This is a genomic window from Vagococcus allomyrinae, assembly GCF_017829975.1.
Lineage (GTDB): Bacteria > Bacillota > Bacilli > Lactobacillales > Vagococcaceae > Vagococcus_D > Vagococcus_D allomyrinae.
This window is the reverse complement of record NZ_JAEEGA010000010.1, coordinates 88674-114280: the sequence shown is the minus strand read 5'-3', so window position 1 is coordinate 114280 and position 25607 is coordinate 88674. Positions and strand designations below refer to the sequence as shown.

At 38.0% G+C, this 25607-nt stretch carries 24 protein-coding genes and 1 pseudogene; 4 read left to right on the top strand and 21 right to left on the bottom strand.

Annotation, left to right across the window (positions count from 1 at the left end; translation table 11 throughout):
- Window positions 1-982 precede the first annotated feature (982 nt).
- Together I6N95_RS15525 and I6N95_RS15520 are read right to left on the bottom strand one after the other, a co-directional pair.
- Window positions 983-2178: pseudogene (locus tag I6N95_RS15525) on the bottom strand (ATP-binding protein).
- 382 nt (window positions 2179-2560) lie between these two features.
- Window positions 2561-3472 carry a helix-turn-helix domain-containing protein gene (locus tag I6N95_RS15520; RefSeq protein WP_209529604.1) on the bottom strand — a complete coding sequence of 304 codons (912 nt, stop codon included), beginning with the start codon at window positions 3470-3472 and terminating at the stop codon, window positions 2561-2563.
- A gap of 209 nt (window positions 3473-3681) precedes the next feature.
- Between I6N95_RS15520 and I6N95_RS15515 the strand changes: the two genes are divergently transcribed.
- From I6N95_RS15515 to I6N95_RS15505, 3 genes are all read left to right on the top strand, one after another.
- The gene (locus I6N95_RS15515; RefSeq protein WP_209529602.1) at window positions 3682-3891 is read left to right on the top strand and encodes a hypothetical protein; all 210 of its coding nucleotides are present in this window, start codon (window positions 3682-3684) and stop codon (window positions 3889-3891) included.
- A 44-nt stretch (window positions 3892-3935) separates the two neighbouring features.
- The gene (locus tag I6N95_RS15510; RefSeq protein ID WP_245249558.1) at window positions 3936-4298 is read left to right on the top strand and encodes a peptidoglycan-binding domain-containing protein; all 363 of its coding nucleotides are present in this window, start codon (window positions 3936-3938) and stop codon (window positions 4296-4298) included.
- A gap of 92 nt (window positions 4299-4390) precedes the next feature.
- On the top strand, window positions 4391-5296 hold the full coding sequence (locus tag I6N95_RS15505) for a peptidoglycan-binding domain-containing protein (RefSeq protein WP_209529598.1): 906 nt from the start codon (window positions 4391-4393) through the stop codon (window positions 5294-5296).
- A gap of 543 nt (window positions 5297-5839) precedes the next feature.
- On the opposite strand, the gene dcd is transcribed toward I6N95_RS15505, so the two are convergent.
- From dcd to I6N95_RS15440, 13 genes are all read right to left on the bottom strand, one after another.
- A complete protein-coding gene (dcd, locus tag I6N95_RS15500) occupies window positions 5840-6439 on the bottom strand; it encodes a dCTP deaminase (RefSeq protein ID WP_209529596.1) in 600 nt (199 codons plus the stop codon).
- Complete coding sequence (locus I6N95_RS15495; RefSeq protein ID WP_209529594.1) at window positions 6423-7817, bottom strand: hypothetical protein; 1395 nt, start codon at window positions 7815-7817, stop codon at window positions 6423-6425. The genes dcd and I6N95_RS15495 overlap by 17 nt, the downstream gene beginning before the upstream one ends.
- Window positions 7818-7820: 3 nt before the next feature.
- On the bottom strand, window positions 7821-8195 hold the full coding sequence (locus I6N95_RS15490) for a hypothetical protein (RefSeq protein ID WP_209529592.1): 375 nt from the start codon (window positions 8193-8195) through the stop codon (window positions 7821-7823).
- Window positions 8196-8443: 248 nt separating this feature from the next.
- Window positions 8444-8695, bottom strand: coding sequence for a hypothetical protein (locus tag I6N95_RS15485; RefSeq protein WP_209529590.1), 252 nt, complete (start codon window positions 8693-8695; stop codon window positions 8444-8446).
- Window positions 8696-8909: 214 nt separating this feature from the next.
- Window positions 8910-9689, bottom strand: a complete 780-nt coding sequence (locus tag I6N95_RS15480) for a helix-turn-helix domain-containing protein (protein ID WP_209529588.1) — start codon at window positions 9687-9689, stop codon at window positions 8910-8912.
- A 295-nt stretch (window positions 9690-9984) separates the two neighbouring features.
- Window positions 9985-10701, bottom strand: a complete 717-nt coding sequence (locus I6N95_RS15475; RefSeq protein WP_209529586.1) for an HAD family hydrolase — start codon at window positions 10699-10701, stop codon at window positions 9985-9987.
- A gap of 19 nt (window positions 10702-10720) precedes the next feature.
- The gene (locus tag I6N95_RS15470; RefSeq protein WP_209529584.1) at window positions 10721-11416 is read right to left on the bottom strand and encodes an HAD family hydrolase; all 696 of its coding nucleotides are present in this window, start codon (window positions 11414-11416) and stop codon (window positions 10721-10723) included.
- 68 nt (window positions 11417-11484) lie between these two features.
- On the bottom strand, window positions 11485-13485 hold the full coding sequence (gene tkt, locus I6N95_RS15465; RefSeq protein ID WP_209529582.1) for a transketolase: 2001 nt from the start codon (window positions 13483-13485) through the stop codon (window positions 11485-11487).
- Window positions 13486-13562: 77 nt separating this feature from the next.
- Window positions 13563-14834 carry a class II D-tagatose-bisphosphate aldolase non-catalytic subunit gene (locus I6N95_RS15460; protein WP_209529580.1) on the bottom strand — a complete coding sequence of 424 codons (1272 nt, stop codon included), beginning with the start codon at window positions 14832-14834 and terminating at the stop codon, window positions 13563-13565.
- Window positions 14835-14883: 49 nt separating this feature from the next.
- Complete coding sequence (locus tag I6N95_RS15455) at window positions 14884-15936, bottom strand: PTS fructose transporter subunit IIC (RefSeq protein ID WP_209529578.1); 1053 nt, start codon at window positions 15934-15936, stop codon at window positions 14884-14886.
- 37 nt (window positions 15937-15973) lie between these two features.
- Window positions 15974-16288 (bottom strand): PTS fructose transporter subunit IIB, encoded by a 315-nt coding sequence (locus I6N95_RS15450; RefSeq protein WP_209529576.1) that lies wholly within the window; start codon window positions 16286-16288, stop codon window positions 15974-15976.
- 24 nt (window positions 16289-16312) lie between these two features.
- Entirely contained in the window at window positions 16313-16783 is a 471-nt protein-coding gene (locus I6N95_RS15445) for a fructose PTS transporter subunit IIA (RefSeq protein WP_209529574.1), read from the bottom strand.
- Window positions 16780-18696: a BglG family transcription antiterminator gene (locus I6N95_RS15440; RefSeq protein ID WP_209529573.1), complete on the bottom strand. Its 1917-nt coding sequence runs from the start codon at window positions 18694-18696 to the stop codon at window positions 16780-16782. The genes I6N95_RS15445 and I6N95_RS15440 overlap by 4 nt, the downstream gene beginning before the upstream one ends.
- Window positions 18697-19161: 465 nt before the next feature.
- On the opposite strand from I6N95_RS15440, the gene I6N95_RS15435 reads away from it, so the two are divergent.
- The gene (locus I6N95_RS15435) at window positions 19162-20169 is read left to right on the top strand and encodes a DUF6930 domain-containing protein (protein ID WP_209529571.1); all 1008 of its coding nucleotides are present in this window, start codon (window positions 19162-19164) and stop codon (window positions 20167-20169) included.
- Between the two features lie 148 nt (window positions 20170-20317).
- Here I6N95_RS15435 and I6N95_RS15430 read toward each other — a convergent pair whose 3' ends face one another.
- The 6 genes from I6N95_RS15430 to I6N95_RS15405 form a co-directional block, all read right to left on the bottom strand.
- Window positions 20318-21289 carry a nucleotidyl transferase AbiEii/AbiGii toxin family protein gene (locus I6N95_RS15430; protein ID WP_209529569.1) on the bottom strand — a complete coding sequence of 324 codons (972 nt, stop codon included), beginning with the start codon at window positions 21287-21289 and terminating at the stop codon, window positions 20318-20320.
- Window positions 21290-21291: 2 nt separating this feature from the next.
- Window positions 21292-21948 (bottom strand): hypothetical protein, encoded by a 657-nt coding sequence (locus tag I6N95_RS15425; RefSeq protein ID WP_209529567.1) that lies wholly within the window; start codon window positions 21946-21948, stop codon window positions 21292-21294.
- Window positions 21949-22075: 127 nt separating this feature from the next.
- Window positions 22076-23074, bottom strand: coding sequence for a hypothetical protein (locus I6N95_RS15420; RefSeq protein WP_209529565.1), 999 nt, complete (start codon window positions 23072-23074; stop codon window positions 22076-22078).
- A 48-nt stretch (window positions 23075-23122) separates the two neighbouring features.
- Window positions 23123-23581 carry a VOC family protein gene (locus I6N95_RS15415; RefSeq protein ID WP_209529564.1) on the bottom strand — a complete coding sequence of 153 codons (459 nt, stop codon included), beginning with the start codon at window positions 23579-23581 and terminating at the stop codon, window positions 23123-23125.
- Between the two features lie 25 nt (window positions 23582-23606).
- Window positions 23607-24452, bottom strand: coding sequence for a helix-turn-helix domain-containing protein (locus I6N95_RS15410; RefSeq protein ID WP_209529562.1), 846 nt, complete (start codon window positions 24450-24452; stop codon window positions 23607-23609).
- A 245-nt stretch (window positions 24453-24697) separates the two neighbouring features.
- On the bottom strand, window positions 24698-25303 hold the full coding sequence (locus I6N95_RS15405) for a hypothetical protein (protein ID WP_209529560.1): 606 nt from the start codon (window positions 25301-25303) through the stop codon (window positions 24698-24700).
- Between the last annotated feature and the right edge of the window lie 304 nt (window positions 25304-25607).

Genomic DNA, 25607 nt, shown 5'->3' with positions numbered 1-25607 from the left:
AGCTGGCCTTTTCATTTTTTTACCGATTAGGATAAAAGGTTAGAAATAGGCTGAGAGGAAACGCTAAAAGCAGAACTAATTCGATCAGCTTCATAACAACCGAAAAAATCGTTATTTAATGAGTGACGGCATCACTCATTGGCTGAGGTTTTGATTCTAAAAGTGCCTACACACTCATTAATTACCAGACGTTAAATCCCCGTCAAACATGGGATTGAAACACTTTCGAAATAACTTGATATGAAGCAAAATCATCGCTGAGTGACGCCATCACTCATGAGGTACTTCGTTATTTTTGGATGGGTATTGATGCTAAAGCTACGAACGATTGATTCATAATGGAGCAGTCATAAAGATGCATTAGTTATTTAATGAGTGATGGCATCACTCATTGGTTGAGGTTTTGATTCTTCATCTGCTTAACACACTCATTATCGATCAAAGGTTAAACCAACATCAGACATGAGGTTTCGGATACTTTTAACACAACCTGATATCCTGTAAAATCACCCCTGAGTGACGGGCTCACTCATGAGGAAGTTTGTTATCTTTGAGAGAGCTATTAACACTAAAACTAACCACGGATAAGAGACTTACTCACTATAGCTATAACGAAGAGTTTCACATAGACATCACTCCAAATGATGTCTTTCCTATTGAATAAAGCAAGCTCCCTCTCAAAACATCCTGTTTTGTTATCGATACAACAGCCGGAAAACACTGTTATTAAATGAGTGACGGCATCACTCATCGGTTGAGGTTTACTTGCTAAAAACAGCTAATCAGAGCCTGTTAACTTTGATCAAAAGCCACTTCTGACAACCTTTCATCAGGATAAAGAAAAAACCAACGGTGATGGCATCACTCATTCACCTCTTCGTTATTAGTCACTATAAAGGCTTGTTATGGAATAGCAAACTAAAAAAGAGCCAGATAATCATTCTGACTCCATTGCTTCACTTAAATTATTGAGAGATAAACCTTATGATTCTGCCAGCAACCAATCTGCAATATATATAATGGGAATTCCGGCGATTTGTTCTACATCGTGATATCTACCTGTCACAACGATTTTTTTGTAATTATCTTTGATGCTTAAGAGATTATCAGTTTCATGAGTATTATTGGGGAGTTCATAAGCCACTTGCACGTAAAGGGTCTCGTCTAGTTTTCTGGCAACAAAATCGATTTCTTTTCTATCAAGTCTGCCAACATCTACCAGGTAGCCCCTTCGCTTGAGTTCTATAAAAACAATATTTTCTAAACGGTTGCTGTAGTTGCCATCTTTTCTACCAATAGCATTTCTTCGTAAACCAGAGTCTACGATAAAATATTTACCATTGGTTCTCCGATATTCTCGTCTGCGAATATCATATTGCTTCGCTCTGTAAAATAAATAGCCGTTCTCGAGTAAGTCTAAATAACGATTAACCGTGTGAGCAGTAGTTTCAACTCCCTCATTTTTAACGTATTGACAATTTTTGAGGTATTTACCAACTGCCCAACATTATCCGATAAAAAGCGAATGATTGATTTTAAGGTCGCTGGATCTTTTACACCGGCTCTTAGGGCAACATCATTCAGAACGATTGTATCAAAAATTCCTGATAAAATAGTGTCTTTAATGGGTTCCTCTGCCATAACAACGCTAGGAAATCCCCCATATTTTTCGTATTCATCATAAGCACCATCAACTTTACGAGATTCTACTCCAATTCCTTTGACGCTTAAAAACTCACGAAAAGAAAATGGATAGAGGGGAATTTCAATATAACGTCCGCTTAAAAGAGTCGCTAACTCACCTGATAGCATGTTTGCATTTGAACCTGTGATCACAATATCACTATCAAAGCTAACCCCCATGCCATTGACAACTCGCTGCCAGCCGTCGACAACTTGAATTTCATCAAACAACAAATAAATTTTTTTATGATCTTTTGGCATCAACTCACGTAATTTTTGCCGAAGCTTTTCTTCAGTTGTGATCGTCTGATAGTCAAAACTTTCAAAATTCATGTAGATGATGTGATCTTCAGCGATCTTTTCTTCAAGTAAGTATTCTTTAAACAGCGTTAATAAGACTGACTTACCAGAACGACGCACGCCTGTGATAACCTTGATAAAATCAGTGTCTTTAAATTGAATAAGTTGTTTAAGATAAGTTGGTCTCTGAAACATCTCCATCTCCCCTTTGAAGTAAACTTCTATCTCATGTTTTTTTGTCATTATTTGAAGTTAACTTCAAATATTCGGGTTTTATGCTGATTATTGAAGTTAACGTAATAAATGAGAACATCACCTTTAACTTAACGTCTCAATTTTTAATGGAGTCTCTTTCTGCAAAATAATGATCTCATTTCGAGATTTATTAATTTCAGATTTCAGTGCTGATGAGCTTTTGTGAAAGCCCCCTAACAGCAGAACCTTCAATACTCTCTCATGTAGCTAGACAACTTCCTTTTTAGAGCGTTTTTTCGATGGAGCAATGTCATTTATTAAAAATTATTGTCTCACCAGCCCGCGGAAAGATCTCTTAATCTCATAAGATAGCACTCAAATATTAAAGCAACTTCACCTTTTCTAAATCTTGCTGCAACTCTTCCTCTATTTTCTTTGCCAGAAACTCATCGTCAATCATCCTAGCAAATGTTGAACCACTTTGGTACATTTTAATTCCCGCTTCACTATCTTTTTTCGAGAAAAGAATAAACTTGCCCTCTAACATAAGAACAATTGGCTTCTTTTTGTAATCTTGATGCTTAGTCATAATGAAATTGGCCGTTCGAAGGCAAATTTCAAATAGTGTATAATCCTTATGAGTTTCAAAAAGGCTCATGGCACATATAAGAATTCGCAACAATAAAAGTGCATCACTATCCAAATAGAAATTAATTTGCTCAATGGCCGTTTCAATTAGTGGGTAAATCTTTTCAGGCAAATACTCTTTGTCGAAACGGTAATGGAGATAAACTTCAATTAAAATCAAGTCGTTTTCATTATAGAGCTTCTTTACGAACAATTGAGCAATATAGTCTTCAATAATGGATCGCCAAAAAAGATCATCTGCATTAAAATGAATGTCCATTTTTGCCTGTTGCAAATCGACAAAAAGTTGCTCGTCTTCGGGTAAATTGTCGTAATAATCTGAAAATAATTCATCAAAACTAGCTTCAAGAGATTGGATGCGATCTCTTTCACCATAAATTGATGTTTTAATGATACTATTTTTTATTTCTATGTACCGATGAGGCAATATGGAATATTCTTCATCAATTAAGTGAGAGATAGGGACATTCAATTGTTTGGAAATAAATTGAATTTTTGGCAGTGACGGAAGTGATTGTCCAGATTCAATTCTTAATAACTGGCGGACCGTTAGCTCAGCTTCATCTTCACAAAATGCTTCTCGAGTAAGTTTCTTCTTTTTCCTAAGAAGTTTTATTTTTTTACCAATTTCTACTTTTACGTTCATAACAACCTCCCATTTACACTTTAAGGCTATTATATAATTTTAGTGTTTAAAAGGCAAACGTGACATTTGTGTCCTGTTTATTTATTGGTAAGCATTATAAACTACATATATCAAATAAATAAATTGTTTTGAGGAGGGAATGACATGTTGTTTTTTTGGACTCGGTCAGGTTGGTACACTTGGTAAGGCAATAGGTGAGGCGTATATCGATGAATGTAAAATTTAGCTTAAAAGAAGAAGTAGAACTAAAAAAGTATTTGATATTAAGTAATGAGAGTAACAAAGATCAACTGCTTCAGGTAAAAAATAAAGGTCAAGTCATTAAAGTTGTCTTCCTTAAGAAAAACAGTCAAAAAAAACTAGTTTTAGAGGATCAACTAATTAGTAGTAAAGATATACAAGTTGAAGAAATAGCTTAAAATTCTATGTCAGAAACAACTAAAAAATGAAAAGAGGAATTAACATGAAAAAACTAAAAAAACTAACGATTGCAGCACTAACATTAACAGTATTGGCAACAGCAGGTGGGTTTTCTCCAATCGCAGGTGGGTTATTTGGAGCAACTACAGTTGAGGCAGCCTACTATAATGGTTACAACGTTACAACCATACAACAAAGATTAAATAGCTACCACAATAATGCAAATACTAGAGGCTGTAAGTCAGGCTATCCAACATTAAAGGTAGATGGTATTTATGGAGCCGGAACTAGGGCAGCAGTCAAAGCTTTTCAAGCCCGAAACGGATTGACTGCTGATGGAATTTATGGCAAAGCTACTCATGCAAAATTGTCAAATTCAAGTAAATGGAGCTATGTTAAGTGGTAAAAATTAGAGTTTAACTCTTAGCTGAATGTTTTGGTTCAGCTTTTTTGTCTAAACTTTTGCTAAAATTAATTACTTCATAAGGAGAGGTTCACATGAAAAAAGTTAAAAGCAAACTAGTTGTTATCTTAATGATGGTTACCATCAATCTGATGGGAGTTGGCGCTCCAGTCATGACATCTGTCTGGCAGCCAACTGAAGCCGAGGCTGCAAGTAATGCTGCAACAATTGTAGCTGAGGCGCGCAAGCACCTTGGGAAAAAATATGTATGGGGAGCAAATGGACCTAATACCTTTGATTGTAGTGGTTTAGTGGATTATGTTTATGCTCAGAAAAATGGTTATCGAAGCGTTCTAGGCGCGCGAACCAATGTTAAAACCTATTGGAATAATCGTATTCCTGCTAAAATGAAAGTTTACAGTAATCCTCAAGCTGGTGATATTGTCTTCATGTCAGGACTAGGCCATGTGGGAATTATGATCAGCGCCACTCAGTTTATCCATGCCCCTAAGCCAGGAACTGTTGTGAGAATAGACAATATTAAAGGCTGGGCAGTAGCTGGTTATGCCCGAATAATAAATGGTACAGCAGTTACTCCAACTCCAACGCCAAGCACATCAATAAAGACCGTTCAAACGTGGTTAAATAATACCTATCGGACTGGATTAACAGTTGATGGTGTTGCTGGAGCTCAAACGAAAAAGGCGATTACAACAGGTGTCCAAAAAGAAATGAATGGTCAATGGAAATCCGGGATAACTGTTGACGGTATTTTTGGCGCAGCGTCTAAAAAAGCATGGAAATACGGTATTAAATCAGGAGATTCTGGAAATATCACTCGACTCATTCAGTCCCGTTTAGTGACGATAGGCTATTCACTCACAGTTGACGGTGTCTTCGGTAGTGGGACGAAAAACGCAGTTATTAGTTTCCAAAAATCTAAAGGATTAGCAGCAGATGGAATTGTTGGGGCAGCCACAGCAGCTAGCTTATTTGGTTAAAAAAATTGTTAATCTCAATAGAACCAAACATATGATTGGAGTACAGTAGTATTCTCAGGAGTTGCTAAAAAAATATATGAGTCTAAACATCGGAGGCCGGGACAATTGTTTCGGCCTCCATTGTTTTCACGAATTTTGTGGGATAGACGAACTCCAAAAGTCTACTCTCTCGACAATTTCGAAGTAAAACGACTTTATGTCCGAGCTTGTTTGAAAAAAGTGATAATTAATGGGATATAATCCCATTAATTAACTCGAATATATAGTCTCTTTATCAGCATTTTAGTGTCCAGCACTTAATATCTAATTGCGCCGTGGGTACTCGATCAGTGAATTTATTGGTTTCTTTTATACAGCTCACCTCAAAATCGTTACTTTACGAACGATATAACACTTTTTTTACTTTGTACTCGATAAAATACGCCATAAGGTTAAAATTTCACCATTTCTGCTTGGATTAAATAGTCATGTGAATCTGGCCAATCATCTCGAATGAACTTTCTTCAATTTGACCGGTTAATCTACATTGATTACCACCTCTTTTTACTCACTCACAAATTTTTCTAATTTCTTCAGATCAGCATCTCTATTAATTGCTGAAATCACGGGTGATGTATTGCCTATATATTTAGAATCTTGCATTTCAATATATGATTGTCCTTCACTCTCTAATCGGAGTTTGTATACTACCAATTGAAATAATCGCATTCCTGACTTAATGACAATCGGGATATTGCTTTTATTTTCCAAAGGAACTGTCAATGTTCCTGCATAGCCCGGCTGAACTAATGATGAGGTTGAGAGTCCTATTCTCTGAAGAGATGAACGTGTCATAAGCATGGCACTACAATCTTGTGGGAGCCTAACGTACTCAAAACTATCTGCTAAAACCTGTTGATTTGGATATATGATAATCTCTTCACCAAAGTTTCTATAAGTGGTTTGATAGAACGTATCCAAATCTTCCTGTACAACCCCAAAAGCTAGTCGTCTAGAATGTATGGACACTTTAAATTCTGTTCCCACTCTTAAATCTATACTTGAAAGTCCAATCTGTGTGTCATCAAGTATTGGGCTAATAACTAAACAATTTTCTTTAGCCGACATTTTATTGTGAAGCTCCACTTTACTCAATATTGACATTTTTCCACCTCCTATGTATAGCAGCAACTTCCAGCCCTCTCGTTAGCATACTATTTATTGCCTGAATCAACTCTGTATTCGTTCGATATTGCCTTTTTAATAATTTTGAGGGAACCAAATATGCCAACCAACCAGCATTTATTATTGAAATACTATCACTTGGGCTATTAGGCGCTAATTCATTAGGCGGAAGTAGCTGACCTAACTTTTCTGCTAATACTTCAATTGATTCCGTCATCTGTTGAGGTTGGTAGATTAACTCCCGCGGCATTTCTGCTAGACAAAAGTTAATTATTGTATCGATTTTCTTCATCAAATACGTTTCAATTATCCCCAAAGATTCCTGATTTACCGATAGACCGACTATCTTATTATGCATTTTGCCAACGATCGTGTTCCCTGATGGATATAGCTTTATTGCATTTTCCCAAATTTGCTCACACCGATCAATTTCGTCTTGAAATATCTGTGGCAAATCATAGTCTAATATTTCAAGAACTCTTTTCTTCACTTGATACCGTAATTTATTTCGAGGGTGCGTATCAGAAGATGAATCAGCCTTCACTTTACCTGCAACAGGCTCAATAGTAATCGACTGAATAAGCCTCTCGCTGGAAAAAAAAGAGGCAGGTCCGTATAAAGCGATTCCAATTGTATCAGCAACAAATTCATTTAGCCAATTATTCAGATACATGTCAGATAAAAATAATTGTACAATCTCATTTTTATCCACCTCTACCAAGGAAGCCCCCTCCTCAAATACAATATACGGTTTTAACTCATCAATCAGTGATGAATCGTTAACAAATGTGATTAATAGTTTTTCTGAAATATCTAAATTTCCAAATAAATCAAAATAATGCCCTAGTTCATGACCTAAAATCCCACTCATTAAAGCATCATCTTGATAAAAATGAGGGATTCCAAATCGATACAGTGGGATATTAAGCGTGACATCTAAACCAATTGATTTTACTAGTCGATTGTAGACACTCGTTACTTCTCCAATATAATAGTTAACATCCCAGATAAGTTCAGGAATATAGACTGACGAACTTTGAGTCATTTCAAGCATTTCTTTTATGGGAATCGTGATTGACTTTGGATTTTTTATAACACTGGCATTATGAAGTGTCCCTAAAATAAGCGAATTCGTTCCATTAACGAACTTATTTATTTTCACTAAGTCAAGAATAGTGATATCAGATACTTCTTCCTTAGACAGATATTTATCAATAAATCCATTATAAATAATCTCTAGCTCCTGAAATAAATCATTTAAATAGGGAATAGGATATTTTTTCTTTTGATGATCTTGTATCAACTTATAAACTTGAATCGCTCTATTTTTTAAAGTCAAATAGTTATTATGTATCATAGGCTACCCCCAAAACACAAGTTGATTATCCGCACTATTCTCTGTCGAAAGCGACTCCCCTATAATTGTCAATAGGTTCTTAATAAACTCATCCGTTATTCGACTGTTCTCCCCTTTAGAAATGCTCTGCTGAATGTCTTCAATACTTAAAGTTCCAGTCATTAAATTTAAAGCATGTACGCTGAAACTATATGCTTTACTTGGTGCTATATAGTTATTTTTTTCATATTGGCCTTTTTGGAACATCTCTGCCGACTTAACCACTTGGACCACCTCGTTTGATAATTCTTCATTTTGAGAATTAGTTAAATATTCACGTAATAGATTTTCTAACGAATAAACATTGTACTCTGAAAAAAGTGACTTTGTTCTTGGCATTGTAATCCCTCCATTTTTTATACTTCAATATTACCATATTTGCTTATCATTTTGTTAATAAATAGATGTTTTCATCCACTACTCTCAACCTGAGGCATAACGATTGCATTGCCATTAATTACCCAATCCAGCGATTTTTTAATTACTTTCTTATGATTTTATTGATGTTTTACTTTATTATCGTCATAAACTCATTTTATGACCTAATTCTCCAGGTTCAATTACGCCCTAACTGCTCGATTATTGAATTAACTGTCCTCATCCCCTGTCCCTACATGACTCAAAACAATACGTTTTGCTTTAAGCAGCGCGATCCCCCCAGTCAACAACAGAAACACAGCGATAATCTTTAAAAAGACAACATTGCCAATCAAACCAACTATTCCTAAAATAGCACCACTAATCGCCAATCCAAAACCAAACTTTATAAGCCTAAGAAACCCATCAGTAATTTCCTTTGCTGTGTCATCTTGTTCTACCACTTTATTCTCTTTTTTCATCTCAATCTCCTTTGTTATCTAATAAAAACAAACAAAATGTCTTAATGCCACTATCCTTCAGTAGTTCAAGTTTTTATCACGTCACCAATAAAATCAGCCGCACTTTCAACAATCACAATAACGTTTTTTTATTATATAGCTCCTATTAAATAATGACGATCCAGTGGAGCTATATGTTCAGATTATCTTACGGGATGTCTATAGATCGCAAACTCTAAAGCCCTTTTAACTCTGTAATCGTTTGATTCATATATTCAAAAACTGATTCATTTCTAATCATAACTGGCATGATGTTATGGTCATCAATCATAGTTATACCTTTTTTCTGTAAAAGCATAAAAAATTGTGGTAGATACTCTTCAATTTTAGATGTCAAAGGGAGACGTAAGCAGTCATCATTAGCAAGCGTAACTTCTAGAAAAAAAGGGTCTGGATGAAAATCAAAAGGTGATGTTCTAACTCGTACATAATATTCTAGACTAACGCTAACAATTTGGGTATACTCGATGGTTTGCTCATTCTTTTGATTAAGGCTAGTTTTAAATAGCTCAAACACTTTACTATAGTTTGAGCTATATTTTTTTATGACTAGATTTGATCGATTGATTATCCAATAATCCTGAAAGAACGTTGGAAACACCATAAAAAGACCTATACAATAGATTAATATAAATACAAAAAAAGGTTGATAACCAAATCCAGTAAAAAATAGACTAAGGAAAAGCCAAAATACTAAAAAAGCGATAATCTTCAATTTATTAATTGGTTGTCTCACAAAAAATGGTTTCTTAAAAAAGGAACTTCCTCGAATCAATTCATCTAATGAAATATTATATAAATCACTCAGTTGCAAAAGATTATCAACACTCGGAACATTTTCTCCTCGTTCCCACTTTGAAACTGATTGATGGGTAACAAATAATTTTTGGGCTAGCTCAGCTTGTGTCATGTTTTCTTTTTCACGACGAATTTTTAATAATTCATTTAATTTCATAGCAAACACGTCCTCTATTTTTTCTACTCCCCTAATAATATTACTATAAATAGGAATAAATAGCTTGCACTCGTTAGTTGAATTAGGTGTCAACAGCTATAACTAGCCTCTAGTAAGGAGCATCGGGTAGATTATTACATCGTGTCTATAGCTAAGTAACACTTCTTGAAAGGTACCGGCAATCTCAATAAACTACTCCATCTCCTTTTCTTTCGGAGGCGGTTCACTCTCAAGGGGAATCGCCTCAACTCGCTTAACAGTTTTCTCTTCCTTCTACTAGTTGCCCCACTTCCTCCTACTCTTCTTTCACTAACAGCCTTTCTAGCAAAAGGGCCAACTCTTTTGGACTTTGAACCGTATAATCAGTCTCAACAACCTCAGTCGGTTTAGTCAATCGATGATAATTCGCCCAAATTGTTTGCCATCCTGCTGATTTCCCTCCGATGATGTCGTTGGTATAATTATCCCCGATATAAAGCAACTCGGAGTTAACCATTGATAAGCGATGGGCCATCAACTCAAAAATGCCAGTCTTTGGCTTAGCTATGCCTACTTCTTCAGAAATCAACATCAGATCAGCAGGCATCCATTCTTTTAGCCTCAATCTCTCGATTTTTTTAGCTTGTCTCTTAGCGGTTCCATTGGTAATCAGGCCTGTGGCTAACCCTTTGGTTTTGATCCTCTCAAAGATTGAAGGCATCTCCCCGAATAATTCAATCTCTTCTTGGTATCTTTCAAAAGCATGTTGAAATTTAAGGGCTAACTCATCTGAGACTTTAATTTGATCGTCTCTCAAGGCACGTTTAATCCGATAAATTTGCATCTTTCGCAGGTCAGTCTGCTCATAGCCTAAGGTAAAACTTTCGTCGCCATAAGCTCTCATCCTTTGAAACAAGGCACCATAATCAACGTCCTTTACATAAGTTGGTAAACATTCATTAAACGCTTGAATAAACGCCTTTTGTTGGTCATACAGTGTGTCATCAATATCAAATATAATCCCTTTTATCATCGATTTTTCCTCCGCATCCTTAAAAAGCTTGAACAAAGTGAAGCAAGCTTGACTCGTCATTAATCAAATAATCATAATTGATTGAGGCGTCGGAAGGAGGATGTCCCCGTCGATTACTCCAAACGGCGTGCCATCCCGCATTCTTGGCACCTACTACATCATTTTGAAACGAATCACCAATATAATAGGTCTGGGATTTCGTTAACCCCATCTTGATTTCTGCTAGTTCAAAAATTTCAGGCTGTGGTTTAGCTAGCCCCACTTCTCCAGAGACAATGATATTCTCTTTCTGGATCCACTTGGTTAGTTGCAACTGTTCTATTTTACGCCATTGATGTTTTTCCGGGCCGTTAGTGATTACCCCTAATAAAAAACCATGTGCTAGACAATAATCTAAAGCCATTCTGACATCAGCGATTAGACTAATCTCTTGCTGAAAGTCAGTGTAATCTCGTTGAAAAGCTGCCGCTTCTGACGATGTCATTGAGATGCCGAAATCTGACAAGGCTTTTTGAATTCGGTATTGGTGCATCTCCCCCATGGTTATTTGGCCGCTTTCCGCTAATTGAAAGACCTGATCACTATACTGACGACTGCGAACAAAAACTTTTTCTACAGAAAGTTCTTTAATGTTAACATGTTGCGCCAATGCCAATTGAAACGGTTGAAGTTGGTCGTAAAGAGTATCGTCAACATCAAAAATAAATGCTAGCATCTTGTCACCCTTTCTATTTTCAAAGAACATGAAGAAAAGCCCTGATCTAAACCTCTCTCCATGTTTTATCATGAGATTTTATGATATCTTGCCATGACATTCTCAACAGTAAAGCCGTATTTAGCGATGACCGTTTCGCCTGGCGCACTTGCTCCGAAGCTATCGATTGCTAAGCTGGCCCCAGTTGTTCCCACGTAGCGTTCCCAGCCAAAACTTGCCCCCATTTCGATGGATAAGCGCCGCTTAACGTTTGGTGGTAAAACCAACTCTTGATAGGCTTTAGATTGTTGTTCAAATAATTCAAAGCAAGGCAATGAAACCACTGACACATCTTGGCCTTGTTCTCTCAAGAGCTTTTGCGCTTGAACGGCTAAGGCTACTTCGGAACCGGTGGCAATCAGGATGCCTTCGGGATGATCCCCTTGTTGTGGCGAGATAACGTACCCCCCTTTTGCTACGCCTTCTTCCGCTAACTTTTCAGATCCATTTATCACTGGTAAGTTTTGGCGACTTAACACTAAAACAGTCGGTGTTTGTCTTGACGTCATGGCAACTTTCCATGCTGCCACCGTTTCATTGCCATCAGCCGGTCGAATAACCTGAACATTTGGCAAACAGCGTAAACTAGCCAGTTGCTCAATCGGTTCATGAGTTGGCCCATCTTCGCCAACTGCGACGGAATCATGGGTTAAGACATAGGTTACCGGTAATTTTTGTAAGGCGCTTAAGCGTAAGGCAGCTCTTAAATAATCAACAAAAACAAAAAATGTTCCACCGTAAACGCGCGTTCCACCATGTAATTGAATGCCATTCAACGCAGCTGCCATGGCAAATTCTCTAACCCCAAACCAAATATTTCGGCCGCCATAGTTTTGAGCCGCAAAATCAGTCTCTCCGACGATCATCGTGTTGTTGGATGAGGATAAATCGGCAGAGCCACCCCAAAAATAAGGCACAGCCTTGGCAATCTCTTGAATCGTCTCCTTACTTGTCACCCGGCTTGCCACTGCCGTCCCTACCTCAGCCCGTGGTAATTGCTGATCCCAGCCTGCTGATAAATCGCCAGCGTATGCTCGCTGATATTGGGCCGCCAACTCTGGGTAAGCCTCTTCGTAAGCCGTAAATAATTGCGTCCATTCACGTTCTGCTAACTCCCCTTTTGCCACCATTCGTTGACTAAAATGAGTTTTAACCTCCTCTGACACATGAAACTGTTGCTTCTTATCTAAACCATAAAAGGTTTTAACGGCTTCGGTTTCGGCTTTTCCTAGTGGAGACCCGTGAACACTGGCTGTCCCTTGCTTAGATGCCCCATAGCCAATAATCGTTTTGACCTCTATTAAAGTCGGCTGCTCACTATGAGCTTTGGCACAGGCAATGGCCTGATAAATCGCCTCTAAATCATTGCCATCTTCGACTAATAGATGTTGCCAACCGTTAGCGATAAAACGTTGCCCAACATTTTCGGTAAAGGACTTATCTGTTGGGCCGTCCAAGGAAATATCATTGGAATCATACAGCACAATCAACTTGCCCAGTTTAAGGTGACCTGCTAACGAACAGGCCTCTTGCGAGACACCTTCCATCAAATCACCATCGCCACAAAGACTGTAGGTATAGTGGTCAACGATTGGATAGCCTGCTTGATTATAAGTGGCGGACAGATGAGCTTCCGCCATGGCCATCCCAACGGCCATGCCAATCCCTTGCCCCAACGGCCCGGTTGTCGCTTCAACCCCATCGGTATGATGGACTTCTGGATGTCCCGGCGTTTTAGATCCCCACTGGCGAAAGTTTTTTAAGTCAGCCAAACTTACTTGATACCCCGCTAAATGAAGCAAACTATACAACATCGCTGAGCCGTGACCGGCTGATAAAATAAAACGATCACGATTTGTCCAATGGGTAGAGGTCAGTGGGTTAACGGTTAAAAATTTAGACCATAAGACATAGGCCATCGGTGCGGCTCCTAAAGGTAACCCTGGGTGGCCTGAATTGGCCCCTTCAATGGCATCAAGGCTCAATGCCCGAATCGTATTAACTGCTTGTTGATCAAGTGACGTAAACATCACATTACCCCTTTTCTAAAAAGGATAGCTAACCCATTGATTAGCTATCCTTAACTGTTATTTTTCTCATACAGCCTTTACTTAAGCAACCCTTTAATCCGTGTCGTAGCGCCTTTTAAATTATAGCACTCGGCATAATCACGAATAGGGCGCTTGATATGATCGATGACATAACGTTGCCCGTCCACATTGTGTTGAGCCAAGTTTTTATACATCGTCGCGATTTCCTTTTTAACTGCCCCATCATTAAAGGTATAATGTCCGGCAATATCCAGTATTTCTTCTGAAAGGACTTCATCTGCCGTAATTTGCTCCACCGTTAAGTCTGTTTGATCGCCAACCATCCACTTTCTCCAGCGTTCACTTTTAATCGCGTGAACCAATAATACCTCACGAGTCTTAGAGGGCGTCTTCACCAAACCGTACTCAACTAATTTTGCTTCGACTGCCGCTAAATTTAAGTAGGCCCGAGTTTCTTCTGTTCCATATTGTGGCGCCACATTGGTAGCTGTAATTTCTGACGGAATGTGTTCCAACAGTGTTACATCATCCAGATAATCTCCGTTGTGTTCTTTAAGGCCGACCCCATAACGTTTTGCCATCTGAGCTAATTCATACGCATTCTTAAAATTGAAGGTTCCGACTTGTTCCGTTTTGCGGGTTAGCGTTCCAGTTTGCCCCACAATAAAGGTCGGCATTGGTAATCCTCTTTTTTCTAATTCGGTTTGTAACTGTAAAATAAAGGTTTCGTAAGTTTCCGTTGAGGTTAAGCCGCCATTGGTTTCCTCTGTGCCCACTTCGTAGCCAATCTCAGGCAGATTTCGGGCCTTTCGCTCATTTTCACAAAATTCGATGAGATCAATGGTCCGTTCTAACACAACATCTAAAGGAATAACTTTCCCCACTTCAAAGGGGTCCTTTGTGGGATCAATCATCAATAAATCAAAACCAGCCTCAATATCTGCCACATAAGATTGCTGGCCTAACTTCATCGCCTCTTCTGTTGGGATGTGATCATTTCGTTCCTGATCACGCTGCCATGGTCCGCCGTGATCACGGCATAAATAGTATAAGTTATCATAGTCAATCGCTTCCGCCACTTCGGCTACTGCTTGAGCAAAGGTAAACTGATTCCAGCCATTGACGTAGCCACCCCCTAATTCGTCAGCATCCACTTGATTGCGACTCGCGATAAACATGACCGGATAATCATCTTCTTTTGATAATTCCAATGTCGCTTGCACACAGTTCTTCGACATTGGGCCGATGCCTAATAACGTCGCACTTTTTCCTGTTTTTTGTAAGGTTAAAAGCCCTTCAACTACTGTTTTAATTGGTAATTTCTTCATCTCATCGCCATCTCCATCATCTTAATTTTTAATTATCTACACATCGGGCTTATTCCGCTTTCAGCTCTTCTATATTCGGCTTGGTAAAGTGTAAAATTGCCACTGATACTAAGGTTCCTACTAGCATGGAAATCACGTACCATAATTTCCCATTCACAACAGGTAAAATAATCAAGCCGCCGTGAGGGACTAGCGCTTCTACGCCATTCGCCATTCCTAGGGCCCCACCAATCGCACTGCCGATAATAATCGCCGGCAATACCCGCTTCATGTCTTTAACGGCAAAGGGAATCGCGCCTTCCGTTATCCCGATCAAGCCCATAAAGAGGGCTGAAATTCCTAAATCACGGTCTTCTGACGTGTACTTTTTACGATCGATAAAGGTTGAAATCGCCATCGCTAAGGGGGGAATTGCCACCGCAATCCGGTGTGCCCCATTAGGTGCGTAAATGCCTTCTGACATCAGAGCCAATGTAAAGGCCGTGGCCGTTTTATTAATCGGTCCCCCCATATCAACAGCAGTCATCGCCCCAATAATCAAGCCAAGGACAATTGCACTGCCGCCTTGCATCCGTCCCAGCACTTCCACTAACCAGTCCATTGCGGCTCCAATTGGCACAGCTATAACGTAGATATAAAGCATGCCTAAAACAAAGGTTGTCACGACTGGTACAATTAAAATTGGCATAATCGTGCGAATTGTCGCCGGCACTTTCCAAGTTTTACACCATCTGACAAAGTAACCGACTGCTACCCCCATGATCATTGCGCCTAAAAAGCCGGTCTTAATCTGCCCTGATCCAATCGGATTATTGGCAACAAAGCCTAAAATCATAGCTGGTGCTAAAGCCGGTTTTCCCGCTAGAGAATGGGCAATATAACCGGACAATAATGGAATCATCATGGCAAAACCAGCCGCCCCGAGATCATTTAGGTTTTGCATAAAGGGACTCGTAATTTCCATCCCACTATCCGTTGCTTTACCAGTTGCCAAAGCAATTGCCAAGAAAATCCCGCCAACAACAACCGCTGGCAACATAAACGACACACCGGTGTTAAATGCTTTTTGCAAATCCTTTAACACTTTATTTTCTTTTTTCATGTCAAGTCATCTCCTTATTATCTGCTAATGAGTCGTTCTACAGTTTTTCAGCTCGATCGAGAACCTCTGTGGGATGTTTGATAACCTCCCCTGGATCAATTGAGATAACTTTCCCCGCTGCCATTTTCTCATCAAACCGCTCTTCTCCTTCAATCCCAATCGCAACGGCTAAGATGACCACATCAGCCCCATCGACCTCTTCTTGAGTCAATTCATTTTCAACTCCCATACTTCCTTGCGTCTCCACTTGTACCTCATATCCCCGTTTTCGACACTCTTTTTCAATTGCTTCCTGAGCCATGTACGTATGAGCCACCCCAGTTGGGCAGGCTGTAATTGCGACTACTTTCATGCTAATTCCTCCTTGCTCATCGACTTAAATGTCAATGGCGCTTAATTGTTCAAAAATTTTATGCTGGTTTGTTTCTGTTAATAAGCTCTGTCTAAACTCATCGTCTAATAACTTTTTGCTTAATTGAGAGATAAATTTCAAATGTAATTTCCCTTCACTTTCCTCTGGTACACCAATCAAGAAAACTAAACGAACGCGTTCTTCATTTTGTTCCGACCAGCGAAAATCTTCTGCTGTCCGCAACAATGCAATAAAAGGGTGTAAGACAGCCGCTGTCTTGCCATGTGGCATGGCAATTTGATAGCCGATAGCCGTTGGTATTTCCCGCTCACGCTTTTGAACGGCTTCCTTCAAGGCAAACTGATTGTCAATATACCCTTCCGCCAAGGCTTTCTCAACTATAAATTGAATCACCTCATCTTGCGTGGCTAATTGGCTATCTAAAAAGACTAATCCTTCTGCAATGACGGCTTTATTTTTTCCTTTTTGACTCACTTGTGCTCACTCCCAATCGTCTTTAGCAATAAGGCTTTCGAAGAAACGCCTCTGATCTCTTTTAATTTTGTGGGATCGTCGATAATCGTGTAAATGTCTGATAGTATCCCTCGCGTTTTTTTGATATCCCTCTCTGAGATACAAATCATAAAAATAACATCCACATAATACTGACTCCACTTAAATTTTTTCTTGTTTTTAATGACAACAATCACCGTTTGTTCAACGTAAAGGGAACTTCCATGGGGAACTGCCGTACCAGATGGGAGATCCGTTCCTCCAAGCTCTTCTCGGTCGCTGACACTAATCAGAAACTCAGGCTTAACCAAACCTTCCGCTACTAACTTAGCCCCCACTTTTTCAATGAGCTCCTCTTTTGAATTATACTCACTATCGACTTCCATAAAAGCCGGCTGAATCGCCCTTTCTAAAGCACCTTGCATTTCAGTCCTTTGTTCCCTGAGCTTACGATAGTCAGCATTGGTGATTTTGACAATGTCTTCATCACTTAGAAATGGGGACACATGAATAACTTCACGATTTGGCAAATTAATCTTAATCGTCGAAACAATTAAATCAAAAGAGTCCAGATTAATATGTCCTAATTCCGGCACTGAGGCTACCTCCAGTGTGTCTAAGGAAGGCACTTTGTTCTTAATTCGATTGATTAAAAACTCGGAAGTGGCTATCCCCATTTGACAAACCACTAAAATCTTACGATTTATTCTTGCCCGCTCAATCGCTGCTTGAAAATACATGGTCAAAAAGGCAATCTCATCTTCCGTAAAAACAATCGCCAATTCTTTTTCATACTCACTCAAGACTAGCCAAATGACATTAAACGTCAGGGAAAACTCATTTTTGATGTGACTCGTAAAAGGATTTTCAGTTGTATTATTCAGTTTGAGTCGGTAAATCATGGGTGGAATATGATTTTTTAATTGCTCTTCCAATTTTTCATCTTGAGTGAAATCAATGCTTAATGATTCCGAGACACTCTCTAAAATACTCGTGACAATTGCTTGATCAAGCTCAGCTTTTGGCAAATTCTTAAAGCGATTAGAGATTAAATGTTGCGCTAAATATTTGACCTCTTGTTCTGTATAAGAAAAACTTAAGCGCAAAGCTGCTTTGTTTAACATCTGACTGGCACTTTCTTCAAAAAAAATGGTGTCGTAATCCCCACCCACTTGCTTGTCACTTAATTGAATATGATGGCCTTCTATAATTCGATAAACAAGAATGATTAAAACATTTAAGACATTTTGAATATAATAATCTGAAATCGCATTAACATGCTCTTTGACATAACTGTATAGAACATTTGTACAAACACTGACAACTTGTTCACCATAATAGGCTTCAAACAACTTGATTTTCTCAGATATGACCTCGTCTAAGTACCCATCAGAGTGACTTAACAAATAACGATTAAATTGCAGAAACGCTTTTTGTAGTTCTTCCTCACTGCCACTCAATTTTGTTCCCTGAGAGCTACTGGTTAGCCTCACATCATTGCTAACTGTTAAAATCTGCATCACATAGTCTAAATCATTTTTTATTGATGTTTTACTGACCATAAATAACTCTGATAATCCGTTAAAACTGATCCTCTCGGGACTAAATAACAATAATTCCATCATTTGAATGCGCCGATTAAGAATTGAAAAAACATCCATTTCTGGTTCTTCACTACTTTGACTACCTTCTCTAGGCAGTCTTAAGACAATCCCCACTCCTCTCTTTTTTTCGATGTAAGCTTCAGAACTGTTTAAGTAGTCTTCAACGAGTGTCAATTCAGAATGAAGGGTTCGCTCAGACACCCCTAACTTTCTAGAAAAGAACTTAACCGTTTGAAACTCCTCTTGTTCAATTAACAGCTCTAACAATTCCTTTTGTCGCTTAGATAACATAATGATAAACACTTCCTTACTTTACTTCTCGTATTTGTTAGCGTTATCAAGTTGATAAGCTAATTATAGTCAGGGAATCCCATTCCGACTATGACATTTCTTTGCAACAAGTGGTAACGCTTTATTGAAAGTTGTTGCAACTATCACTCACAAAAAAAAGGCTCTAATGAAGACAATCGCTATCAACAAGTTTAACGTAAGCTTTAACTTTACACTAATTACGATCATTTTTGTCTAAAAATAAATGACGCTAAATGCTAAACAAGCATAAATAGCCCCCTCATTCTCCAAGTCTGAGGGAGTTTTTTTGCTCTAACATCGTCACTAAAAAGCTATTAACAAGGGGATTTTTTTTAATTCTATCACCTATCATCTTCACTTTTATGGTACGATAAATACAATTATATTGGATGCGTATTGTGGCAGCTAGCTCTTGTGAGGCTTAAATGAAAGGAATGAAAGAGAATGGAAAAGAACGAACTAACTGAATGGCGAGCATTATATGAGATTGGACTTAAAATAAAGGCACTTGCACCTTGGGAATTCACAGCAACCACTGATGTCTACACACTCCTTATGCCTACTCGCAAGTTACCAGTTTACCTCAACCCGATACACGAGGGCACCCAAGAGTCTTTCGTTGGGATTGGCATTCACTCCACTATGCCTGATATCACAGACTTGTATCATTTCTTAATGCAAGATTATGACTCATACACTAATGCCCTCGCTGAAAAGTCTGGATTATTTGCTTTATACGGCTCACGAAAAGATATATTTAAGGCAAACTATGACATCATTAAAGAGCTGGGCTATCGCTTTAGGGGAGATGGCAATTGGCTTCAGTTTGTCTCCTTTGTCCGCGGGATGGAACCTTGGCAGATTACCCGACGAGAGGTTCGCTTTATGACTCGTTGCTTGAAGCTATTCTATGATGCCTTAATCTTGGTGAAAACTGAACAAATCATTGTCGACTTTAATAACTTTGAAACCCTCATCACGTATTACGATGAATCGTTAAAAAAATGGCAACATACGGTCGAATCAATTGATTTCCCTGAAGACATAGATGATATCGTTGAAGTAGAAATGTTGGGCTCACTACTTATTGAGCGTCTAAAACAACGACCAAAAACAAATCAAATCATAGAAGTAGCATCTTTCTTCCTAAGTACCCTCGTAAAAGAAAACAAATCAGAGCAAGGAATGGTCCCTAAACTTTGCCTTCTAGTGGATCATCATAGCGAAATGATTCTCGCTGATAGCTTAACCGAGACGCCTGATGACGAGATACGTATTGTGGTAGACTGTGTCATTGATTATTTAAGTGAGAATAAACGACCCAAAAAAATCATTGTGGCACAAGAAGATGTCTATCACTATTTACTTGATTTGTGCACAAAAGTCGGCATCACGTTAACCATGGAAAAAGAATTACCAGCTATGGATGAGTTTTTTGCTGAATTAAGTTAGTTGAAAACAAGGCCATTCTTCTAGATTTTTTGAAAAAGAGCATCACCAGAGAACTAGGGTTTCTGGCGATGCTCTTTCTTCGCTACAATTTTAGTTTCTCCTATATCAGACTTCCGCTAGCTGATTCATCTATCCGAACTCATGTATATCAACTAAATATATCTGCGTTTTTTTCAATTACATGAAGTAAGTAATCTTTGACAATCGCATAATCTGGTGCATGATCAGTTAATAATTGGGTTGTTTTTTTATAATCATCTTCAAAAAAATTCTCTTCCAAAAGAGTCTTGACTAAAATCGGAATATTATATTCTTTGGCACTTGAAGGATTATACGTTAACTCGTTTTTTAGAATCATACGAACTTCAAAAAATGTCTCCCTCAATATGTTATAGTCTAGTTCATCACTCTTTAGTAAATAGTATAAGTCATAAATATGCCGAGACTGTCGGATTGCAGCCCCTCCCCTTTCATCCAACCATTTGTCACATATTGCAAAAATTTTATCTGATACTGTCCGCTCAAGTGATTGAACTTTCATTGTAAATGGGATTAGCTCCGGGTAATCGGTTACAATTACCTCTCGTTGAACTATTGATGCTTCAAGTAGGTAGCGATTGATGTAATTTTCCACTTGTCTCTCAGTCGTTGGAAAGGAGGCATTGTGACAGTAAGTTTCCAATAATATATGCGACTTTAACCCCATATCATCATTAATATCACTTCCTATTCTAACTGAATCATAAGAAATCTCATACGCATTGTAGCTCCTTCTAGAACCTGTTGAACTTAGGTTAGGAATACTAAATCCAAATAAATTGACGGTATTTTCTATGTCTCTTTTCAATTTTACTTTTTGGCTAGCCACTGGTTTAATTCTATCTGAATTGCAGAGAGATAAATCGATGTCTTCTGAAAACCGATCAATAATCTGATAGGCTTTTGATAATGATGTCCCACCTTTAAAAACAATCTCTTCATTTCTACTGGAAAGTTCTTTTAATACTAAAGAAACGAAGTAATCCTTCTCTACGATATCAATAGTTGTCTTAAAAAATTTTGCAGCCCTTGCTGCAAAGTCATTAAAAACGTCTTTATCGTTAAATAAGTATCCAGCCATCTTTACTTTACCGTGCTTTCGATTACCTTAAATAAATTTTTATTATATAAGGTTCTAAATAACTTACTAGGGTACTCGTTAATCAGGCTGTTCAGCTCAGCCCTACTAATTTTGGTGTTTTTTAGATAAAGAGTCATCATTTCTTGCGCCTTATTGTCTTCTACCTCAACCATATTTTCATAATCATTAATTAAATCAAGTATTTGCATTAATCGATAATTACTATTAGTTATCTTTGCTCTTGCTTTGTAGATAAAATACTTAGTTGATAAGTTTTCAACTTTATTTCTCGAAATCATCGACGATGTTATTTCGGTCATTTTTGGTACCTGAGTCGTGACGCTAAGTTGATTGGCAAATGATAACCCTGTTCTATAACCATATCTTTTTTTGCCACTCATGATAAACTTACTTACTACAAGCTTATCATCACTCAAAAAAGACTCTTCATTTAAATAGGTATTGGTGAAAGCAAAATAATAAATGCCTTCCTCAGCTCGATTTATCTCCTTAAGTTTGTATAGATTTGATAAGTATTTTCTAAATGAATTTTTGTCCACACCATATTTTTCTTCTGAATCAATATATCTCAAAATTATCGGTTCATTTTCACCAAACTCTGCTAACAGTGCTTCTTTTAAACTCAGTTCTTTAGTCATCCACTATCACCTCTTTATACTATAATAACTCGATCCCGAAAGTTTTTCAAACTATTGATGCAATATCGAGAATTGGGTTTAAATTTGACTTTCGAAATAAATCCATCGTGTTAAATAATCAAACAGATCATGAGAGCGGCAGTAAACTTTGAACGTATTTTCCATCAATAAACAGATAGAAATAACTCTCACCATGATAATCATATATTAGAACCTTGGCCGTTTCCTGCTCTAACAGTTCTCTTTGACCAACAATTGCCACATCCATGAGCCCCTTGAGAGCATCTACCTCTGACTGATTCCTCTTCTTAAAGTCACGAGCTCGCTCCTTGATAATCATCTCAAAATAAGCCTTGCCAGTTACTTCACCATTAGGTCTCCCGATTAGTTGCTTGACTTGTTCCATCGAAGTTCCTTTGGAAATGTCCTCCCGTAATTCACGCCCATTCTTATCAATCATTGTTCCAGCTATTCCCATAGCGACAAGCAGCACTAAATTAATCAACAGAAAAGGACGGACATACCTCTGCTTTAGCGCTAAGTAATCATAATGACGTGATTTTGCTGCCGCCTGATCTTCTAAGCGAGCTCCCAACTGTGAGCGAACTCGCTTCACCACCTCTGCACGCTCTTCTTCAGCTAGCTTATCCAACTTGATAAAAAAGCCACGATCGGCTGTCCAAAGATCCACCACATCCTCTCCCAGATATGTACCTCTGACAACTTCTTCCCAAGCAATCTCAATCGATACATCATCTGCTAACCAGCTAATCCCCTCATCCGCTAATTCAATATTGTAGTCAACCTCTGTCTGCAAAGGGCAGACAAGAGTCACCTTATCATCCTTTTTAGCATTAATAGGACGAGTTAACACGGTTTGGAGCCCTGCCATTAAACTAATAAACCAACCACCTAAAATAAGATAGTAGCCAAATACCGAAACAGGTAACCAGTTCATCCAAAATAACCACAAGAATAACACAGTAATCAAGATGGCTACTGCGTTTATTCGCCAGGCCCGTTTCTTTTTAGTTTCCAAATGGGTCTCAAAGCCCACCTGTTCCTTAACCGTCCGATTATTAAAATTCATTACATCTGTTTTGGCAATTATATTGACGATCCTCATCGGTTCCCCCTTCAACGTTCCCCATTCTAATCATCCTTAATGGTACTATTAATCTCTCAAAGTTTCAATATAGTCAACAGGACACATGGTTTGTTTGGCTATCGCTTCTGTAGAAAGACCTTTTTCTATTAAGTTACCGATAACCTCTGCCATGCTTTCCGCTATTTCAATAATATTTTGGCTTGGGTCGTAAATTCTAAAGGACCGTTGTCCCCAAGGGTATTCCTTAATTGAATGCAAAAAAGTCACCTCCGAATTTTCTGCCAAGCGCTCAGCCCACGTTTGAATTCCCTCAACCTCAAAGTACAGTTGAAACGTATTAGCTCCTGGCGTGGTGGTTAGTTCTTTGCCCACAATACTCCCGTAGTTGGTTTGCAAGGCCAAGCCATTTTCAAATGAGACATGTTCACCTAAATCCATGGTCACTTGCTGTTCTAACACTTCTTGATAATATTTTGTTGCTATTGCGATATCCTCTACAATCAATAATACGCCGCCAAATTTCATTCGTCATCTTCCTTTCTTTTACACATTAAGTATAAGACGAAAATTTAGCCACTTCATTGTAAAAATCAGACAGATTTTGCCGATAATTGAGGGGTGTCACACCACAAATAAGTTTAAAATCTTTGGCATAATGAGCCGTATCATAATAACCTAACTCATCACAAATCGTTGCCACTGTCTTTCGCGGATCATTTAAATAACGTAAAGAATGATTCAATCGAACCACACGGGCAAAGCCTTTCATGCTTAAACCTAAATACTGATTAAAAAAGCGATTAAGCTGTCTATCACTATAAGAGAGGGTCTCCACAACTGCTTTGAGGAGAATCCTTCCTTGGCTTTGGCTGATTAAGGCGACAGCTCTGGTGAGTACCTCAGGACAGGTTACTCCCAGATTGTCTAACAACAGTCTTTCAACGCGTGAAAAGACCTGTTCCGCCGACTTTTCCATTGCCAAAATTTGCCGAATCTCCGTATCAATAAGTGGGTTTATCGAAGAAAAGGAGTAGATACCATTTACTAATTCACTTTGCTGGCACTCACTAAAGGGATAAAAACCTGCCGGCTGAAATTCAACAATGAAGATAAACTGACACTTATTGGCAATATCTCCGACTACTTTCGGCTCTGTCATTGGCCCAAAGAGCCTATCATGAAGGCCAGTGTCGTTGTGATAATAAACCAAGGTGACACTACCGTGCGGCATGACGGTGTAGTTATCAGAGATCATCGTTTCATCTGGAAAGGATAGGGTAAAATTGGACACCCACTGACGCAAGTCTTTACAAGGAACAACATAGGCAAAGTTATCATTTTGGTCAATGATTTCTCTCTGAGGGTCGATTAGTTTAAGGCTGGCTGGTTTTATCATTGAATGACTCCTTTAGAGTGAGCTTCTGCTAAAAAAACTAGATCACTATTTTCACTTGTTTATTTAAAATGCGCATTACATACTAAAACTTACATCTATATCAAATTATAAAGATTCTACAAGATAATGTCATAAGGATTTCTCCTTGTGAAGAGCAATCTGTTCAAGATCAGGTTGCTATAATGCATGGAGAGATCCCCTTTTGTCTAACATAAAACTTTTCTTGTTATTTCAGTTATTCTTAATTAAAAGGATTTATGACCGTCTTTATTTAATATTTCCACATTATTCTTTGTTAAGTACTCACCTATTTGTTTTTCAACATCACTACAAGTACGAGTTGCTTCTTCAGGACTCACCGATCCAACGTCTACTGGAAGAATTATCGCATGTGTAAAAAAAGCATTTAACTCTTTATTTAGTTGTTCAACTTTTTTTAAATCTAACTCCGTTTTCTCAGAAATAATTATTTTCATAATAATTTCCTGGGTAATACCACCGAATATGTTGTATCTATTAAATAAATCACCAAAATTTGATCTGGCTTTTTTTGAAAAAGAGGTCCTTCCAACAACTACTACATTTCCTTTGGATAAACCAATCCAAACATAATAATAGCTTAATAAATTATTACTGGATAGTTTACTGAAATACTTCTTGTATCTTGACTTGAAATCTTCAGTTGAATCCAATGTTGTAATGAATTTATTATTTGAGCTAGAGTGATCTTTTAAGATTTGATTAATTCTCTCAGTTTCAGATTCACACTCTACTTTTAAACTGTTAAAGTTAACTCTTGCCTTCAATCCTTCATTAACTCTTTCTTCTCTGCTAGTCATTAAATTCTCCACCAATCCTCCAGAACCTTTCATAAAATCATAAACACAAAGTAATCTTCTATAACTATATAGTTCCCATTAAATAATCATCCTTTACCGTTAAACTTTCAGCCAGAAAAAAGCTGAAAGTACCACTCTTGGCGGATGATTATGCGAATTAGCCAATGGAACTATCTGTTTGATTATTTAACATGATGTATATAGTTTCTTTTTTATCAGGTCTACAAACTAAACTTTCTTCAACTTCTTTAAAACGTAAATGATTAAAATAATGCCATATATCACTGCGTTATCCTTATTAGAATTAGACACACAT